This window comes from Gymnodinialimonas mytili, from assembly GCF_037544085.1.
GTDB lineage: Bacteria > Pseudomonadota > Alphaproteobacteria > Rhodobacterales > Rhodobacteraceae > Gymnodinialimonas > Gymnodinialimonas mytili.
In genome coordinates, this window is sequence record NZ_JBBIFW010000005.1 from 320,700 (window position 1) to 335,645 (window position 14,946).

Annotated in this window: 18 protein-coding genes; 17 read left to right on the forward strand and 1 reads right to left on the reverse strand. The window is 61.3% G+C overall.

Annotation, left to right across the window (positions count from 1 at the left end; all coding sequences use genetic code 11):
* The first annotated feature begins 112 nt into the window (after nucleotides 1–112).
* The 7 genes from V8J82_RS19730 (at nucleotide 113) to V8J82_RS19760 (ending at nucleotide 6,684) form a co-directional block, all read left to right on the forward strand.
* The gene (locus V8J82_RS19730) at nucleotides 113–1,156 is read left to right on the forward strand and encodes a DUF7146 domain-containing protein (RefSeq protein ID WP_339977886.1); all 1,044 of its coding nucleotides are present in this window, start codon (nucleotides 113–115) and stop codon (nucleotides 1,154–1,156) included.
* Between the two features lie 251 nt (nucleotides 1,157–1,407).
* The gene (locus V8J82_RS19735) at nucleotides 1,408–2,334 is read left to right on the forward strand and encodes a DUF2493 domain-containing protein (protein WP_339977888.1); all 927 of its coding nucleotides are present in this window, start codon (nucleotides 1,408–1,410) and stop codon (nucleotides 2,332–2,334) included.
* A 118-nt stretch (nucleotides 2,335–2,452) separates the two neighbouring features.
* Nucleotides 2,453–2,905, forward strand: a complete 453-nt coding sequence (locus tag V8J82_RS19740) for a hypothetical protein (protein WP_339977890.1) — start codon at nucleotides 2,453–2,455, stop codon at nucleotides 2,903–2,905.
* Between the two features lie 659 nt (nucleotides 2,906–3,564).
* Nucleotides 3,565–3,906, forward strand: a complete 342-nt coding sequence (locus V8J82_RS19745; protein ID WP_339977892.1) for a DUF736 domain-containing protein — start codon at nucleotides 3,565–3,567, stop codon at nucleotides 3,904–3,906.
* A 167-nt stretch (nucleotides 3,907–4,073) separates the two neighbouring features.
* A complete protein-coding gene (locus V8J82_RS19750) occupies nucleotides 4,074–4,823 on the forward strand; it encodes a helix-turn-helix transcriptional regulator (RefSeq protein WP_339977894.1) in 750 nt (249 codons plus the stop codon).
* A complete protein-coding gene (locus tag V8J82_RS19755) occupies nucleotides 4,820–5,380 on the forward strand; it encodes a hypothetical protein (RefSeq protein WP_339977896.1) in 561 nt (186 codons plus the stop codon). The genes V8J82_RS19750 and V8J82_RS19755 overlap by 4 nt, the downstream gene beginning before the upstream one ends.
* Nucleotides 5,377–6,684 (forward strand): hypothetical protein, encoded by a 1,308-nt coding sequence (locus tag V8J82_RS19760; RefSeq protein WP_339977898.1) that lies wholly within the window; start codon nucleotides 5,377–5,379, stop codon nucleotides 6,682–6,684. Before V8J82_RS19755 ends, V8J82_RS19760 begins: the two co-directional genes overlap by 4 nt.
* A gap of 29 nt (nucleotides 6,685–6,713) precedes the next feature.
* On the opposite strand, the gene V8J82_RS19765 is transcribed toward V8J82_RS19760, so the two are convergent.
* A complete protein-coding gene (locus V8J82_RS19765; protein ID WP_339977900.1) occupies nucleotides 6,714–6,932 on the reverse strand; it encodes a helix-turn-helix transcriptional regulator in 219 nt (72 codons plus the stop codon).
* 113 nt (nucleotides 6,933–7,045) lie between these two features.
* On the opposite strand from V8J82_RS19765, the gene V8J82_RS19770 reads away from it, so the two are divergent.
* The 10 genes from V8J82_RS19770 (at nucleotide 7,046) to V8J82_RS19810 (ending at nucleotide 14,788) form a co-directional block, all read left to right on the forward strand.
* Complete coding sequence (locus V8J82_RS19770; RefSeq protein WP_339977902.1) at nucleotides 7,046–7,285, forward strand: DUF2285 domain-containing protein; 240 nt, start codon at nucleotides 7,046–7,048, stop codon at nucleotides 7,283–7,285.
* Nucleotides 7,286–7,381: 96 nt separating this feature from the next.
* A complete protein-coding gene (locus V8J82_RS23720) occupies nucleotides 7,382–7,552 on the forward strand; it encodes a transcriptional regulator domain-containing protein (protein WP_439650090.1) in 171 nt (56 codons plus the stop codon).
* A gap of 154 nt (nucleotides 7,553–7,706) precedes the next feature.
* On the forward strand, nucleotides 7,707–8,126 hold the full coding sequence (locus V8J82_RS19775) for a DUF2285 domain-containing protein (RefSeq protein WP_339977904.1): 420 nt from the start codon (nucleotides 7,707–7,709) through the stop codon (nucleotides 8,124–8,126).
* Between the two features lie 175 nt (nucleotides 8,127–8,301).
* The gene (locus V8J82_RS19780; protein WP_339977906.1) at nucleotides 8,302–8,583 is read left to right on the forward strand and encodes a helix-turn-helix transcriptional regulator; all 282 of its coding nucleotides are present in this window, start codon (nucleotides 8,302–8,304) and stop codon (nucleotides 8,581–8,583) included.
* A gap of 4 nt (nucleotides 8,584–8,587) precedes the next feature.
* Complete coding sequence (locus tag V8J82_RS19785; RefSeq protein ID WP_339977908.1) at nucleotides 8,588–9,046, forward strand: DUF2840 domain-containing protein; 459 nt, start codon at nucleotides 8,588–8,590, stop codon at nucleotides 9,044–9,046.
* A complete protein-coding gene (locus V8J82_RS19790; protein WP_339977910.1) occupies nucleotides 9,016–9,564 on the forward strand; it encodes a S26 family signal peptidase in 549 nt (182 codons plus the stop codon). The genes V8J82_RS19785 and V8J82_RS19790 overlap by 31 nt, the downstream gene beginning before the upstream one ends.
* A 49-nt stretch (nucleotides 9,565–9,613) precedes the next feature.
* Nucleotides 9,614–10,306 carry a lytic transglycosylase domain-containing protein gene (locus V8J82_RS19795; RefSeq protein WP_439650091.1) on the forward strand — a complete coding sequence of 231 codons (693 nt, stop codon included), beginning with the start codon at nucleotides 9,614–9,616 and terminating at the stop codon, nucleotides 10,304–10,306.
* A 247-nt stretch (nucleotides 10,307–10,553) separates the two neighbouring features.
* Nucleotides 10,554–12,308 carry a relaxase/mobilization nuclease domain-containing protein gene (locus tag V8J82_RS19800; RefSeq protein ID WP_339977912.1) on the forward strand — a complete coding sequence of 585 codons (1,755 nt, stop codon included), beginning with the start codon at nucleotides 10,554–10,556 and terminating at the stop codon, nucleotides 12,306–12,308.
* A 14-nt stretch (nucleotides 12,309–12,322) separates the two neighbouring features.
* Nucleotides 12,323–14,317 carry a conjugal transfer protein TraG gene (locus V8J82_RS19805; protein WP_339977914.1) on the forward strand — a complete coding sequence of 665 codons (1,995 nt, stop codon included), beginning with the start codon at nucleotides 12,323–12,325 and terminating at the stop codon, nucleotides 14,315–14,317.
* Between the two features lie 9 nt (nucleotides 14,318–14,326).
* Nucleotides 14,327–14,788 carry a ribbon-helix-helix domain-containing protein gene (locus V8J82_RS19810; protein ID WP_339977916.1) on the forward strand — a complete coding sequence of 154 codons (462 nt, stop codon included), beginning with the start codon at nucleotides 14,327–14,329 and terminating at the stop codon, nucleotides 14,786–14,788.
* Nucleotides 14,789–14,946 lie beyond the last annotated feature (158 nt).

Consider the following 14,946-nt stretch of genomic DNA (forward strand, 5'->3'; position numbering starts at 1 on the left):
GCCGCCGAGTGACCTTCGAGCAGGTCGGAGCTCCTTCCCCCCGAGTTTCGGCAGCCGGGGTCCGCCAGAAATGGCGGGCCCCTTTTTCTATCCACGACAGGAGGCACAAAGCATGCACAGCCCCGCCGCCGACATCGCCCGCCGCCTTGCCGAGGATGCCGAGGCCGTCTGCCGTCACTACCTCACGAACGGGCGCAAACAGGGCCGCTACTGGGTTGTTGGCGATGTGCAGAACACACCAGGCCGCAGCCTCTATGTCAGACTGACCGGTCCGATCTATGGTCCCGGTGCCGCCGGAAAATGGACCGATTCCGCAACCGGGCAGCACGGGGACCTTCTGGACCTGATCGCCCTGAACATGGGTATCACCACCCTGAGGGACGCGCTGGACGAAGCGCGCAGGTTTCTCAGCCTGCCGCAGACAGACAGGGACCGCGCCGCCAATCCGCCAGCCAGTCGTGGCTCACCTGAGGCGGCACGGCGGCTCTGGGCCATGGGCCAGCCGATGTCGGGCACCTTGGCCGAACGCTATCTCGCCGGACGCGGCCTTACCGGGCTGGGCTATCTCGACAGTCTACGGTTTCACCCGAACTGCTTTTATTGGCGCGAGGATCACGCACTGAACGATCCGCCCGAGACTTGGCCCGCCCTGCTCGCCAAGGTAACGGACCTCGATGGACGGCTCACCGGCCTGCACCGCACCTGGCTTGACCCCGCCACTGCGGACAAGGCCCCGGTCATTCCACCGCGCAAGGCGATGGGTAATCTCCTCGGCTATGGTGTTCGCATCGGCAAACCGGTCAGCGTGCTGGCCGCAGGCGAAGGGCTTGAGACCATGCTCTCCCTGCATCTGGCCCTGCCGGAGTTGCCTGCGGTGGCGGCTCTGTCCGCCAATCATCTCGCAGCCCTGCAGCTGCCCGCCGATCTTCGCCGCCTCTACATCGCCGTCGATGCCGACCCGGCGGGCCTGTCCGCCGCGGACCAACTGGCGCATCGGGCCATCGGGGCCGGGATCGACGCCGTCCATCTCTCCCCCTGTCTCGGCGATATCAATGACGATCTGCGGGCCAATGGCCGCGACGCGTTGCGCGCGCATCTGCGTCCGCAACTGGCGCCCGAGGATGCCGTGACCTTCCTCGACCACGCCGAGGATTGATCGGAGTCGGCGCAGCCGGCCAGCGCCTCCGCGATCAGAGCCACGCCTTCCGGCCTTCCGAGAGCGGGCAAAACGGAGCAGAGCCCGGACGGGCCCGCAACGGCCATGGCCGTCCTCCGCTGCGCTTCGGTTCCACCCCATCGCGCGGGCGCGACGGGGACCCCTGAGAATGCAGACCCGTCCGGCCCCCGCTTTTCCGTTGCCCGGGAAGGCCGCGAGAGGCGCGGTCTTCGACAAACGGAGACGACATCATGACCGACACACATCTTCAAACCCGATCTTCCACCGCCGTCGTGCTCGAGGAACTGCAGCTCTACGGCTGGCGCCCCTTCACCGACGAGCCCGATCCCCGCCCCCTGCCGGAGCTCGACGCCATTCGCACCGCCGTCGCCGACATTTTCGACGCGCTCGTCTTGACGCTGTCCGACACGCGGTTGGAGCCCGACCTCGAAGACCTGCTCTGGTCCACCACGAACCTTTTCCACCGCATGGCGACCCGGACCGGCCGCGAACTCGACAGCAACGAACAGGCGCAGAAACGGGCACAGCGCGAACAGGACGGGTCCGAAGTTCGCTCGGTCGAGCTCGAGACCCTGATCGCGGAGGGCATCACGCTCATCGAGCGGCGCAATGCCTTTGAGGCCATGCGCGATCTTGCGGCCGAGGGCTTCGAGGCGCATCTCGGCCAGACCTGGCACCCGCGCACAGGCAGCCACGTGAACCGGCGCACCCTGACCGCCTCGTTGATCGGCAGCCGCGATCACATCGCCGCCAAGCGCCGGGCCGATCTGGAACCGCTGCTACCGCAAGGCACGAAGATCGCCTTCAGCGGCGGGCTCGACTGTACCGATCACACAGCTATCTGGGCGGCGCTCGACCGCGTCCACGCGAAACACGCCGACATGGTCCTGTTGCACGGCGGCGCGCCGCGTGGGGCCGAGCGCATCGCCACTGCCTGGGCTGACAATCGCGCCGTGACGCAGATCGTCTTCAAACCCGACTGGACGCGGCACGGCAAATCGGCCCCCTTCAAGCGCAACGACCAGTTACTCGACACTCTGCCCATCGGCCTCATCGTCTTCCCGGGCTCAGGCATCACGGAAAATCTCGCCGACAAGGCCCGCACGATGGGCATTCCGCTATTCGACTTCCGGCCGAAAGCTGCCCCAACGGCATGACTGGATTTCCGCCGACGCCCGCCCCGAACTCTCCCGGGGCGGGCCGTTTTCTGCTATGATCCGCCCGTGCCAATGGAGGAGGTGGCGGCGCGATCCTTGTTCTCGAAAGGAGTGCCTCATGTTTTTCTCCACCCTCTTCACGCTGTTCGGCCTTGGTGCGCTCTGCTGGATCCTGTTCAACCTGGCCGTCTACGCCCTGCCCTTCGCGATCGGCCTGACGTCCGGCATGTATCTGTATGAGTCCGGCCAAGGCGTCTTCCTGTCGATCATTGCGGGCCTCTTCATCGGCGGCTTCATCGCGGCTCTGGGGGAATTCGCCTTTGACCGCATCCGGTCCGTTCCTCTCAAACTCGCCATCGGGCTGATCTACGCGGTCCCCGCCAGGATCGCCGGGTTTCATGCGGCAAAGGGTCTTGCCGAATTCGGCAGCGCGGGCGCCGCGACCATCACCCTCCTGTCTTGGCTGGGCGCGCTGGTCGTGAGCGGGACCGCTTGGGCGCGGGTATCGGGCTGGTCCGAGGTCAACGCCTTGTCCGACCCGCATCCGCACAGGTCTTTCGACGAACGCTGAACGCCCTGTGAAGCTTGCGCCGGTGCCTGCCGTCCCGCCACATCGTCAGCGTGCGCCGCAACCGATTGCTGCAAAAGGTCTCGATCCTCGCCGACACAGCAGCTTTGCGGTTGGGCAGGATCGGCTGAGCAAAGCCAGATCGCCGAAACCCACGTCATGGCGCATGGCCCCGGTCGCGCATGCACCTGCATCGCCGGCAGACCGAATATCACGGCAGACAAACACAGACACGGCGAGAGGGGGCAATCCCGGAGTACCGAAGCACGTTCGGGACATGCACCGTTTCCGCCTGCACGCTAAAACCTGTCTTTGCACGACGTCCGCTGCCGGGGTCTTGCGCGGTCCAGAGGTAGCCTGTCATCCCCTCTTCCATGGCATGAAGCCACGCGTCCCTTGCGGGCCTCTCAGCGGCTGATCTGACCGGGATCGGCTGACGCCTCGACCGCCTAGGCCGCAACGGCCGGTCCGGACTTTCTTCCCCTGGCGCCCCCGAACAATATCGGGTCCGCCATTCATCGCGGAACAAGAAAGACCGGCCTCGCCGTCCTCCGCTAGCGCTGCGGGCCACAGGGGCTGCGTCGGCGGATCGCCCCGGTCCTGACGATCGCCATCGAGGCCGCGAATGGCGCGGGCTCGGACAAGCCAAAAGGAGATATGACATGGCCACCATCGGAACCTTCAAGAAGACCGGCCGCGAATACGTCGGCGAAATCGTCACCCTGAGCGTGCAGGCGAAAGCCGTCCGCATCGTCCCCGAGGACAGCACCCCGAACGACAACGCCCCCTCTCACCGCGTCTTCGTCGGCCGTGCTGAGATCGGCGCCGCCTGGTCCAAGCGCTCGACCGAGGGCCGCGACTACCTGAGCCTCAAGCTCGACGATCCGAGCTTCACCCAGCCGATCTACGCCAACCTCTTCGACGATACGGTGATCGAAGGCGGCGAAGAGACCTTCAGCCTCATCTGGTCACGGCCAAATGGTCGCCGAAGCAACGACCAGTAGTGCTTTGGGTCGGCCGGGCCAATCCCGGCCGTTCCCAACCCAAGCGGTATGCTATGCAACAGCGGTACGATTTCGCCGAAAACGCGCTTTAGCCTTCAATCAGTACGCAGACTAAACGCTGCGTGTTACGCTGCAAATTGGGAAGGGTGGCCAAAGCGAGCCATCCTATGCAAACACCGATTTCGATTGTTGAACCCTATCTTTCGATAAGAGACGCAGCGGGCCTGTGGTCGAAGTTGCATGAAGACGTAGAGCAATGTGGCTTTCGGCGCATCTTTTATGCGGGTGCGCGTCGGCGCAGTGCCAATCACGACCATTCGCCGGACGATACCATTGTCAAATCCAGCTACGGCGAGGAGTTCGACCGCTTCTTCATTGATGGCAATGCGTTCACCTCTGACGTCAATACGCAATGGGCGCTATACAGCGAAGGTGCCGTCAGTTGGGATCTCACGCGCAGGCTCAAGTCTCGTGGTCAATTGAATCCAAGGCAGGTCGAGATCCATGACCGCTGTAACGACCTCGGTCTCGTAAACGGCTATACCGTCAGCCTCGGCTCTCGGAGTACGGGGCTTGTATCCGGATATGGGTTAAGCGCCGATGATATGTCGGAGCAGGCAGAAGTGGACCGAATTTGGTCGCGCAACAGGTCACTTCTCCTCAGCACCTTAAGCATCTTTGATCTTGTTATACGGCTTGTGCCCGACATCCCAAACGGTTCTGAGCTGACTAAAAGGCAGGGCGAGGTCCTGGAGTGGGCGGGTGACGGCAAAACCATCGATGATATCGCTGAGATCATGGGGCTCCACAGAAGCACAGTAGCCAAGCACATGTCAGACGCACGCGCGCGACTTAGGGTAGCCAACACCCTACAGGCCGTGGTTCGGGCAACCGTCCAAGGACAGATATACAGATGAGGAAATCTCGCAAACTAGGCTTCTTAGCGGGCATCGCGGCGATTGCTATGATTGGCGTCCTGGCGATCAGCAACGTGCGCGCTGACCTCCTTTTTGATCAACGTCATCGCGACTTGGCCCGCGTTCTTTCCGACATTGTTCACCGGGCACATAGTATGGCGGCTCTTGGCGAAGTCGTACGGCCCGAAGCCGCCGTACCAGCGATCACGCTTGCTGCGCCCGATTTACATGACGGATGGGTCCCGACATGCGAGGTTCCAGTCACGATCGCTGGATCCGACCCAACTCGATATCTGCTCAGCCTGGTACTCGTGCCCCGTGATCGACTGGGGGAGCAGGGCGCAAGCTTCACGGCCTATTCATTCTTCAGTGGTGAACCAGCGTTGACCGCCGACGCTCTCGCACCGCCATTTGCCGATTGGCTTGTGGGTGAAGAAGGCGGCTTCTCAGACATTGAGGCTGATGCCAACGCGCTTCTAGCACCGTCGAGGGTCGAGGTCGAAACGAACGAATGTGATGGATTTTCTTTCTACGTGATCAGCGGAGAAGCGCGATGACCACATTGGAAATGCGGGTCAACATCTACAATAACAGCACCATCGGACACGCGAACGTGTCATTCTATTCTAACGGCGACCATCAATTCACCCTGGGAGCCAACATTCTCCTTGAGACACCGAAGCTAGGTCTTCCTCAAACTCTCCCGTCAGTGCCTGATGACGGCATCTACCTGGATGAGAGCGCATATCATCTTGCCGAAGTGGCGGCTGGAACAGTGACCTGGGCCTCGGTTCCGCTTGATGAAGCCGCCTACGCTGATCTGCTTAACCAAGCCCGCAGTTTGGAGAATACAACTTACAATTACAGTGTATTGACTGAGGCGTGCGTCGACCTTGTCGCAGAGTTTTACGAGATGTCTGGCCACCCAGGTGAATTTGGTGACCTCTTTGCAGCGGAGGATCGGCATGGATCGTTGGTGTGGAGCAGGGTCCCATCTTCATTGAACCCACAACTGGGCCTCTGGCCGGAGGACAGTCCACTTTATGTTCCGCCTAAGGACGGAGTGCCGGGCGTTCTAGACTTACCGGATCCGCTAACCTTCAGCTATTTGTCGTCCCCCAATCCGCATCCGAGCCACAAGAAAGCACCGCCATTCTTTGAAGCGCAAAAACCGGAACCAGAGTTAAAGCCAACTGATCAAGAGGGTGAAGCGTCAAAGGGCGGGTATGGTTTAAATTCAGACGGTCGGAGCTTGCTTCCGTCGGCGCCATGGAAAGACTGGAGCCCTGACGCGGACCGCTTGAATGAAAACGATCAATTTGCCCATAAACCCGCTGCTGCTGCATTGGAGACAACCGAATACCTCGATGGGCAGGACGAGTTGAAGGAGGCCGATTGGCATGTCAATGTCTCTGACAAAGACCTTGGCCACGGTCTAGAGACTGCCCCAAGGCCCGTTGAGTTCGAAAAAGATGAACCCAATTTCCTCTGGACAGAAGCTCCCAACGATACTCGACGGGCAGACCACCGCGAACCAGTTCTGAAGCCAGACGCGACCCACAGGCAGTCCGGCCGAGACGATAAAACAGTGTTCGAAACTAAGAAAGCGCAGGTCTCAACGCTAGAAACGGATCAAACCAAGCAGAAAGATATTCAACGCGAGCTAACGTTTAGCATGGTCGAGGATCACTTTGAGTTTAAAGACGATGAGCAGCCCGAAATGTCGACAGATGTGCCACGCGACGAGCACTTTGAGGCGAAGTCTCAGTCGAGAGAGCCAACTTATTCAGATTTCGATAGATCGCCGGGATCCGTAACCCAAGATACGTACGAACCGACGGATTGGTTCAGCCCGTTCTGATCCGCGTTTTGCTCAACGCTCCATAGTCTTTATCGCTTGGTTTCGGGATCAATAAGGGCGCATGCGGAGACGCCGAGTACGGACGCAATACGATCAAGTACGTCTATGCTTGCGGCATAAAGCTCACGCTCCAAGGCACTTATGTACGTTCGATCGAGGTTGGCCCTATGGGCAAGTTCTTCCTGCGACACGCGAGCCTCGCGTCTGAAGGCTTTTAGGTTTCTTGCCAAGATCTGCCTGCTGCTCATGTGCAGTAGTCAGACCTCTTGTCGTGTATTTAACCACGGAGTATACTCTGCATTAAAGATTACCACGCTTTGACGGAACTCTCATCTGATCACCCCTTTTAACGGCGCTTGGTATGTTGTCCGACCAAAATGGCAAGCAGCACACTACCGACGATCTCAAGAAGTACTTGAGACTGCTTGATGCAGAAGCGGAGGGCGCGGATTGGAAAGAGATTGCGAGTTTGCTTCTGGAGTTTGACGTTACTGCAGATCCTGATATCGCGAGACAAATATACATGGACGAGTTGTATGCAGCGCATGAGCTTGCTGAAGATGGTTATCTTCGATTCATGCTTAAATCGGGACGCGGCTAAAGCGCTTGCTGTCACCTAGCAGATCTACCACTCGAAAAAGTTTGTTAGATGCAGACATCTCCGAAGGGATTTTCATCCCCACGCGAGGGCGGTGTCATGGCCTCCGACTGGAGAAACGCGGCGGACTACGATTACCTCGACAACTTAGACGTTTCCGGCTTGGCTTGGGAGTGCTTGCGACGCAACGCGCGATACCGCGCTGACTACCCGCAGATGAGGGACGGACTGAAATCGCCGGCTGCATGGGGGTTACGATTTCCCGGTTGATCCGAACATCGAAGCTCCCAATGCACCCGTGTTCTGGACTCCATCGATCGCTCCCGCAGCGGTAGGTTTCGTTGCACCGCTTCCGGGTGATAACACTGCTTCGACGCACCTCAATGCAAATGATGTAACCATCATCGGAACCGCAGATGGGTTGATGTTCGTGCGCTTGTCGAGCGGCGCATTACTTGTCTTGGAGCCAACCAGCCTGAGCCGTCCGGTCGGTATTCTGGTGCCGCTGGACGAGCATTGGGAAGCGCGTCTCGAGACGATCAGGACGCTACGCACTCTGCTTTTGACCTCTACAAGAGCGCGGGCGCCTCTGACGCCGCAACAGCGTCGCCGCATTCTGTTGGCGCTTCGTACGCTCGATGCGCGCCACGACCGCGCCAGCTACCAGACGATCGCTCGGCAGATCTTCGGCGCCGATGCCGTATCGCGGGAACATTGGAAGACCAGTTCCTTGAAGGCCCAGGTCATTCGTCTGTCGGCTCACGGTACGCACCTGACCTCCAAGGGATATCGCTTTCTCCTTCTCGGTAGGGGTCCAACGGGACGCAACAAACCGCGCAAGTGAGTCTCCTAGGAAGCCCTATGCATCGTCATTTGTGGCCGCCACCTGCGGCCGTCTTAGCGGGTGACGATTCCGCGTTTTCACCTTCGTCATCCCTGCCTGCTGTCCTTCTCCGTTTTGATGCCCTCCGACAGCCCGCGGCGCGCCGCCGCGAGACACCGCAACCGGAGACGCTCAAATGCCCGCCCCCAACGAAGGATTGCCGCCCCGCTACCTCAGAACCCCGGAAGCCGCTCGTTTTCTCGGCTTGTCTGGTCGCACTCTCGAGAAACACCGTACGTACGGGACCGGGCCGCGATACTCCAAGATCGGCGGACGTGTCGTCTATGCGATCGACGATCTGCGGGCCTGGGTCACACGGGGCGAGAAGACCTCGACCTCGGATAATTGCGAGGACCGCGTCCTACCTGCCAAGCGGCACGCTGCCATTTCGCCAGCCTATCTGCGACGGGGGCGCTGAGGCAGTGCAGACAATCGTCCACCTGTCATGGATGGAAGGGCGCGTCGAACGCTGGATCCGTTTCGGTCGGATCGCCGAGGAAACCGTACTGACCAGTTCGGAGAAACGGGTCGCATTTGCCCCTGGCTCGGTTTTCGCGTTCGTGCGGTGGTCGTCGAACGACTATGGCACCGTTGAGAGCAGGATCGACATACTGCGGGCAGTCCGCGCGCAAGACCCTTGCTCTACAGTCCCCTGCGTCACACCGGGCGGCGAGCTTCTGCTCCGCCTCTCCGGGTGGCCGAAAGTCGAAGCCGCCTTGCGGTCGATCGACACTGTCGAGAGTTATGGCATTGCGCCAGAAGAGGTCTGTCCGGACCATTGGCGGCATGTTCACAACCGCCTGACCGCCACACTGGAGCCCCGAGCCTACATCCCTGCCCGACACGCGGCATGGCTGAAGCGCCGGATGATTTCGACATGATCGCGGCTGTGCCTCCCCTCCTCGCAGTCGTCTTGTCCCTTGGCCTGCTCGCAGCGGCACATATAGACCGTGCCCCGCGGCTGGTCTGGAACGCCACGGCTAGCGTCCCGCTTGGATTGTACCTGGTTCGGCGTTCGCACGAGCGATCGCTTGGCGACCTTGTTGCCTTGCGTTTGCCGGAGGAGGTCGCATCCTGGACGGTAGAACGCTGCTACATTGGCGCGAATACGCTGCTCCTGAAACGTGTTGCTGCCGTCTCTGGCATGACCGTCTGCCGCGACGAAACCGATATCAGCATCGACGGAACGCCTGTTGCCCAAGCAGCGCTGGCCGATCGACACGATCGCGCTCTCCCTCGCTGGACGGGCTGCATCACTCTAGCGCCCGACGAAGTTTTCCTGCTGATCGCAGATGTGCCGGACAGCCTCGATGGGCGGTACTTTGGTCCGCTTCCGGCGGACGCAATCCTCGGACGCGCCATCCCCCTTTGGACACATGGAGGGGCAGAAGATGCGTAGAGCCGAACCCTCCCACAGCCGTAGGTATGCGATTGTCACAACCGCGTTCTTGCTGGGCCTCTGGGCACCGGTCACTAAAGCACCGTCGACCGTAATCGCCAAGAATCACACGACTACTGCAGCTGACCAGCAATCCATCGACATCCATATTGCAGAAGCAGCACGCAGGTTCGGCATTCCGCAGCACTGGATACGAGCCGTCATGCAGGCAGAAAGCGCGGGCAATGCGCGCGCCGTTAGCAGCGCCGGTGCAATGGGCCTCATGCAGATCATGCCAGGAACCTGGGCGGAGCTGAGCGCTGCCCATGGCTTTGGCTCGAACCCTTTCGACCGCCGCGAAAACGTCCTCGCGGGCGCGGCTTACCTCCGCCAAATGTACGACCAGTTCGGCTCGCCGGGTTTTTTGGCTGCCTATAATGCGGGCCCCGGACGGTATGCCGAGCACCTACGAACCGGGCGCACTCTGCCACGCGAGACACGCCGCTACGTTGCCGCCCTTTCGCAAGAACTTGGGTTTTCCGATGCGGCGCCGTTGCAGCCGATCCGCACGGTTTCTGCCGACCGATGGCAAGCTGCCCCGCTTTTTGCACCCCTCACAGCTTCGCGTGAAACGCAACGCAGAGTCGCCTCTGACCGCACACCAGTCAATGTTCAGATCGCATATGACCCGATACAGCCCCGTTCACAAGACCACCAACCGAACTCGCTTTTTATCTCCAGAACCGTGGAGCCAGACCGATGACCGCAGCGATCTGGCTCCACCCCGTTACGTCGTGCTGCTTCGTATGGAATGCGGCAGGCGGAGGATTGCAGCCCAACTCAACGACGGGAGGGCAAGATAAAAGGCCGGGCGCGCAAGGCATCTACGGCGTTGTTGTTGTTAGGGTTTTTGCGTGCTGCGCACTTGGGTATAGTGCTGCGCATACAGCTATACCCCTGATTGCAGACAACTTTCGCCGTGCCATGCCTGATTTTGCGGAAGTCTTCGCATGAGCCAGCGCGATGACGACATCCGCATCAAGCCGGGGCGCATCCGTGACAAGGGGCCCTCGGCGAGGCGCGCGAAAAGCTTCGTCGGACAGGTCATGCGTGCCGCGAAGAATGCGGGGCATACTGGCAATCATTTCAGGACGAGCGGAGGTCGGGCTGGACGGTCGACCTTCGGGCGCGGACGCTTCGTCAGAGTCTCCCGCGGCCTCGCGCGAACGCAGCGACGGGTCGTGGTAAATGCGCGGATCGTCCGACATCGCGGCCAGAAGTTCAGATCGGCGCCGTTCGCCAAGCATCTCGACTATCTGAAGCGCGAGGGCGTCACCAAGGACGGCCGGGATGCGGCCATGTTCGACAAGGAGCATGAGCAGGCCGACGACCGCGCTTTCGCCACCAGCACCGAAGACGACCGCCACCATTTCCGCTTTATAATCTCACCAGAAGACGCCGGACAGATGGAGGATCTCCGCGCCTTTACCCGTGACCTCATGGCCCAGGCCGAACACGATCTCAGCACCGAGCTTGATTGGGTCGCGGTCGATCATTGGAACACCGACAATCCGCATGTCCATGTGCTGGTGCGCGGCAAGGCCGATGACGGCAAAGACCTCGTCATCTCGCGCGATTACATCAGCCGCGGCCTGCGCGGCCGTGCCGAGGAACTCGTCGAGCTCGAACTCGGACCACGAACCGAGAAGGACATCGCCGCCGGTCTCGATGTGGAGGTGAAAGCCGAGCGCTGGACCGGCCTGGATCGCGCGCTCCGGTCCTATGCAGATGACACGCTCGGCGTCGCCGACTTGCGGCCCGGCGCGACCGATCTAGACGACAAAGACCTCAAGCGCCGGATGATCGGCCGGGCGCAGACACTGGAACGGTTCGGGCTCGCGGACAAACTCGCGCCTTCCGTCTGGCAGCTCAAGCCGGGCATGGAAGAGACGCTGCGCGACCTGGCCTTGCGCGGTGACATCATCAAGACGATGCACCGGGCGATGGGCGGTCAGGCGCGGGCGACATCCGACTTCGCCGTCGAGGGACAACCGGACGACCCGGTCCTCGGTAAACTGGTCGATCGCGGCCTGCACAACGAACTCTCCGGCGAAGCCTATGCGATCATCGACAGTGTCGACGGGCGTCTCCATCACCTGCGGTTCCGCGATCTCGATCTCACCGGCGACACGCCGGTCGGCGGTATCGTCGAGACGCGGAGTTGGGCCGGGAAGGATGGCGGGGTCAAGCGCCTCGCGCTGGTCGGCCGGTCGGATATCGCGCTCGACAAACAAGTCGATGCCAACGGCGCGACCTGGGTTGATCGGCTGGCGCTCGCCAAGGCCCGTGCGCCGCTTGCGCAAAGTGGATTCGGTGCCGAAGTCCGCGACACCCTTGAGAAACGCGCTGAGCACCTGATCGGCCAGGGCCTCGCAATGCGGCAAGGCCAGCGCGTCACCTTCGCGCGCGATCTCCTTAAGACACTGCGCCAACGCGATCTCGATAGAGCTGCAAGCAAAATCGTTGATGACACCGGCCTGCCGTTCAAAAAGTCTAATGACGGCGAGGCCGTAGCTGGCACGTATCGCCAACGCCTCGATCTCGCGTCGGGCCGCTTCGCGATGATCGATGACGGGATGGGCTTCGAACTCGTCCCCTGGAAACCCCAGCTCGAAAAGCATCTCGGCCAGACCGTCTCAGGGACCGTCACGGCGAGCGGCGGCATCGACTGGTCGCTCGGACGCAAGCGCGGTCTGTCGATCTGACGCCGGAGAACCCTATGACCTCGAAGAAACACGCATCACCCGCCACCGCCATCCTCTGGGGTCAGATCCTCATCGTCTCAACCGTCGCGCTGCTCTTCGTCTGGGCGGCGACGGAATGGGTGGCGTTCCGGCTCGGTTTTCAATCCGAGCTCGGCGAGCCGATGACGACGATCTCCGGTCTGCCGATCTACGCGCCCTGGAAGGTCTTCGTCTGGTGGTACTGGTACGATGCCTATGCGCCACGCGTCTTCACGGAAGGCGCGATCATCGCCGGAGCCGGTGGTATCGCTGCCGTCGGTGTCGCGATCTTTCTCTCCGTGTTGCGCGCCCGCGAAGCGAGCAATGTCACCACCTACGGCTCCGCCAGGTGGGGGACCGAGAACGATATGCGCGCGGCGGGATTGTTCGTCGATGATGGTGTCGTGCTCGGACGCTACCAGGCCCGCTACCTTAGACACGACGGCCCCGAACACGTGCTCTGTTTCGCGCCGACGCGCTCCGGCAAGGGCGTCGGGCTCGTCGTACCGTCGCTCCTGACCTGGCCGGGCTCGGCGATCATCCACGACATCAAGGGTGAGAACTGGCAGCTCACGGCGAATTACCGTTCCCGCTTAAGCCGCGTGCTGCTCTTCGATCCAACCGATCCCAACTCGGCGGCCTACAATCCGCTGCTCGAAGTCCGACGCGGCGACAGTGAAGTGCGAGACGTCCAGAACGTCGCCGACATCCTGGTCGATCCCGAAGGCCTGCTCGAACGACGAAACCATTGGGAGAAGACCAGCCATTCGCTTCTCGTCGGCGCGATCCTGCACGTGCTTTATGCCGAAGCGGACAAGACGCTGGCAGGCGTCGCAGCCTTCCTCTCCGATCCGAAGCGCCCGATCGAGTCGACGCTCGCGGCGATGATGCGCACGCCGCATCTCGGCGATCACCCGCATCCAGTCGTCGCGCAGGCCGCGCGGGAACTTCTCAACAAGTCGGAGAACGAACGATCGGGCGTCCTCTCGACGGCGATGAGTTTTCTTGGGCTCTATCGTGACCCAGTCGTCGCCAAGGTCACGCGCCGCTGCGACTGGCGGATCGACGATCTCGTGACAGGCGATAGGCCGGTGACGCTTTACCTCGTGGTGCCGCCATCGGACATATCGCGCACCAAGCCGCTGATCCGTCTCGTGCTCAATCAGATCGGTCGACGGTTGACCGAAGACCTGCACGCCAAGCGCACCCATCGCATGCTGCTGATGCTGGACGAGTTTCCAGCACTTGGACGGCTCGACTTCTTCGAGAGCCAGCTCGCCTTCATCGCCGGCTATGGGATCAAGGCATTCCTGATCGCCCAGTCGCTCAACCAGATCGAGAAGGCCTACGGGCAGAACAACGCGATCCTCGACAACTGCCATGTGCGCGTCGCCTTCGCGACAAATGACGAGCGCACAGCGAAGCGTGTGTCGGACGCGCTTGGCACAGCGACCGAGATGCGGGCGATGAAGAACTATGCGGGCCACAGGCTGTCGCCTTGGCTTGGGCATCTGATGGTCTCGCGGCAGGAGACAGCACGGCCGCTTCTGACGCCCGGCGAGATGATGCAGCTCCCGCCCACCGAGGAGATCGTCCTGGTTTCCGGCGCGCCGCCGGTGCGCGCAGACAAGGCGCGCTACTATACGGACCCGCAGTTCAAGGCGCGGATTGTGCCGCCGCCGGATCGCAATGCGCGGGCCGGAGTGGCTGGCAGCATGACGGACGATTGGAGCGGCCTTGAACCAATAGCTGCGCCACCACCGAAGAAATGGAAGTCATCGAGCGACGACACCGATGGCGGCATACGTCGGCAGCCGGATCTCCCCGAACATGAAGACATCGCCCCCGAAGCGGCACCTGCACGCAGCGAGTTCGCTGTTCTCGATGACGACCCGGAAGACGATGCACAGCGCGCAAAAGCCATGCGCGACCGGTTCGGCACCGTCGCAAGACAGGCCTCGCTCGATCCCTTTGACGGGATCGAGCTCTAGGAGGTGGCTGTGAAGAAAGAGCGCCTGAACGTGTATTTCGATCCGGCTCTATCGGCCGAGTTGGAGGCGTTGGCCGCGCGGCGGAAGGTCTCGAAATCGCAGATCGTGGAGGCCGCACTTGCGGCGTTCTTGTCGCCCGACGGTGCCGATCAACGGGAGGCCGCCATCGTGCGACGTCTGGATCGACTTACCCGCGCGGTCGAGCGCTTGGAGCGGGACGTGTCGATCGGGAATGAAGCCATCGCCCTATTCGTGAAGTTCTGGCTGACGACGACACCGCCATTGCCCGATGAGATGCGCGAGGCCGCACAGGCATCGGGAAAGGAACGCTACGATGGATTCATAGAGACGCTCGGGAGACGGATGGCGAAGGGCAAGACACTTACCAAGGAGGTTTCGGAGGACCTGAGTCTGAGGCTTCGAATTCGAATTGACCTCTCCGAGCCTATACCGGAAGGGACTCAGTGCTAACGGTCGCAGATGCAGCAACTTGATCGCTTGGGTCTTGTCTAGCCCCCTGTGTCTGGGCCACTAATTGGTGGTTTTTCTAATGTGGTTTCTGGGATTGATGGCCGCATATTAAGCGCTTGATGCGGAAGGGTGTGGTTGTACTGGCTAAGCCAATGATC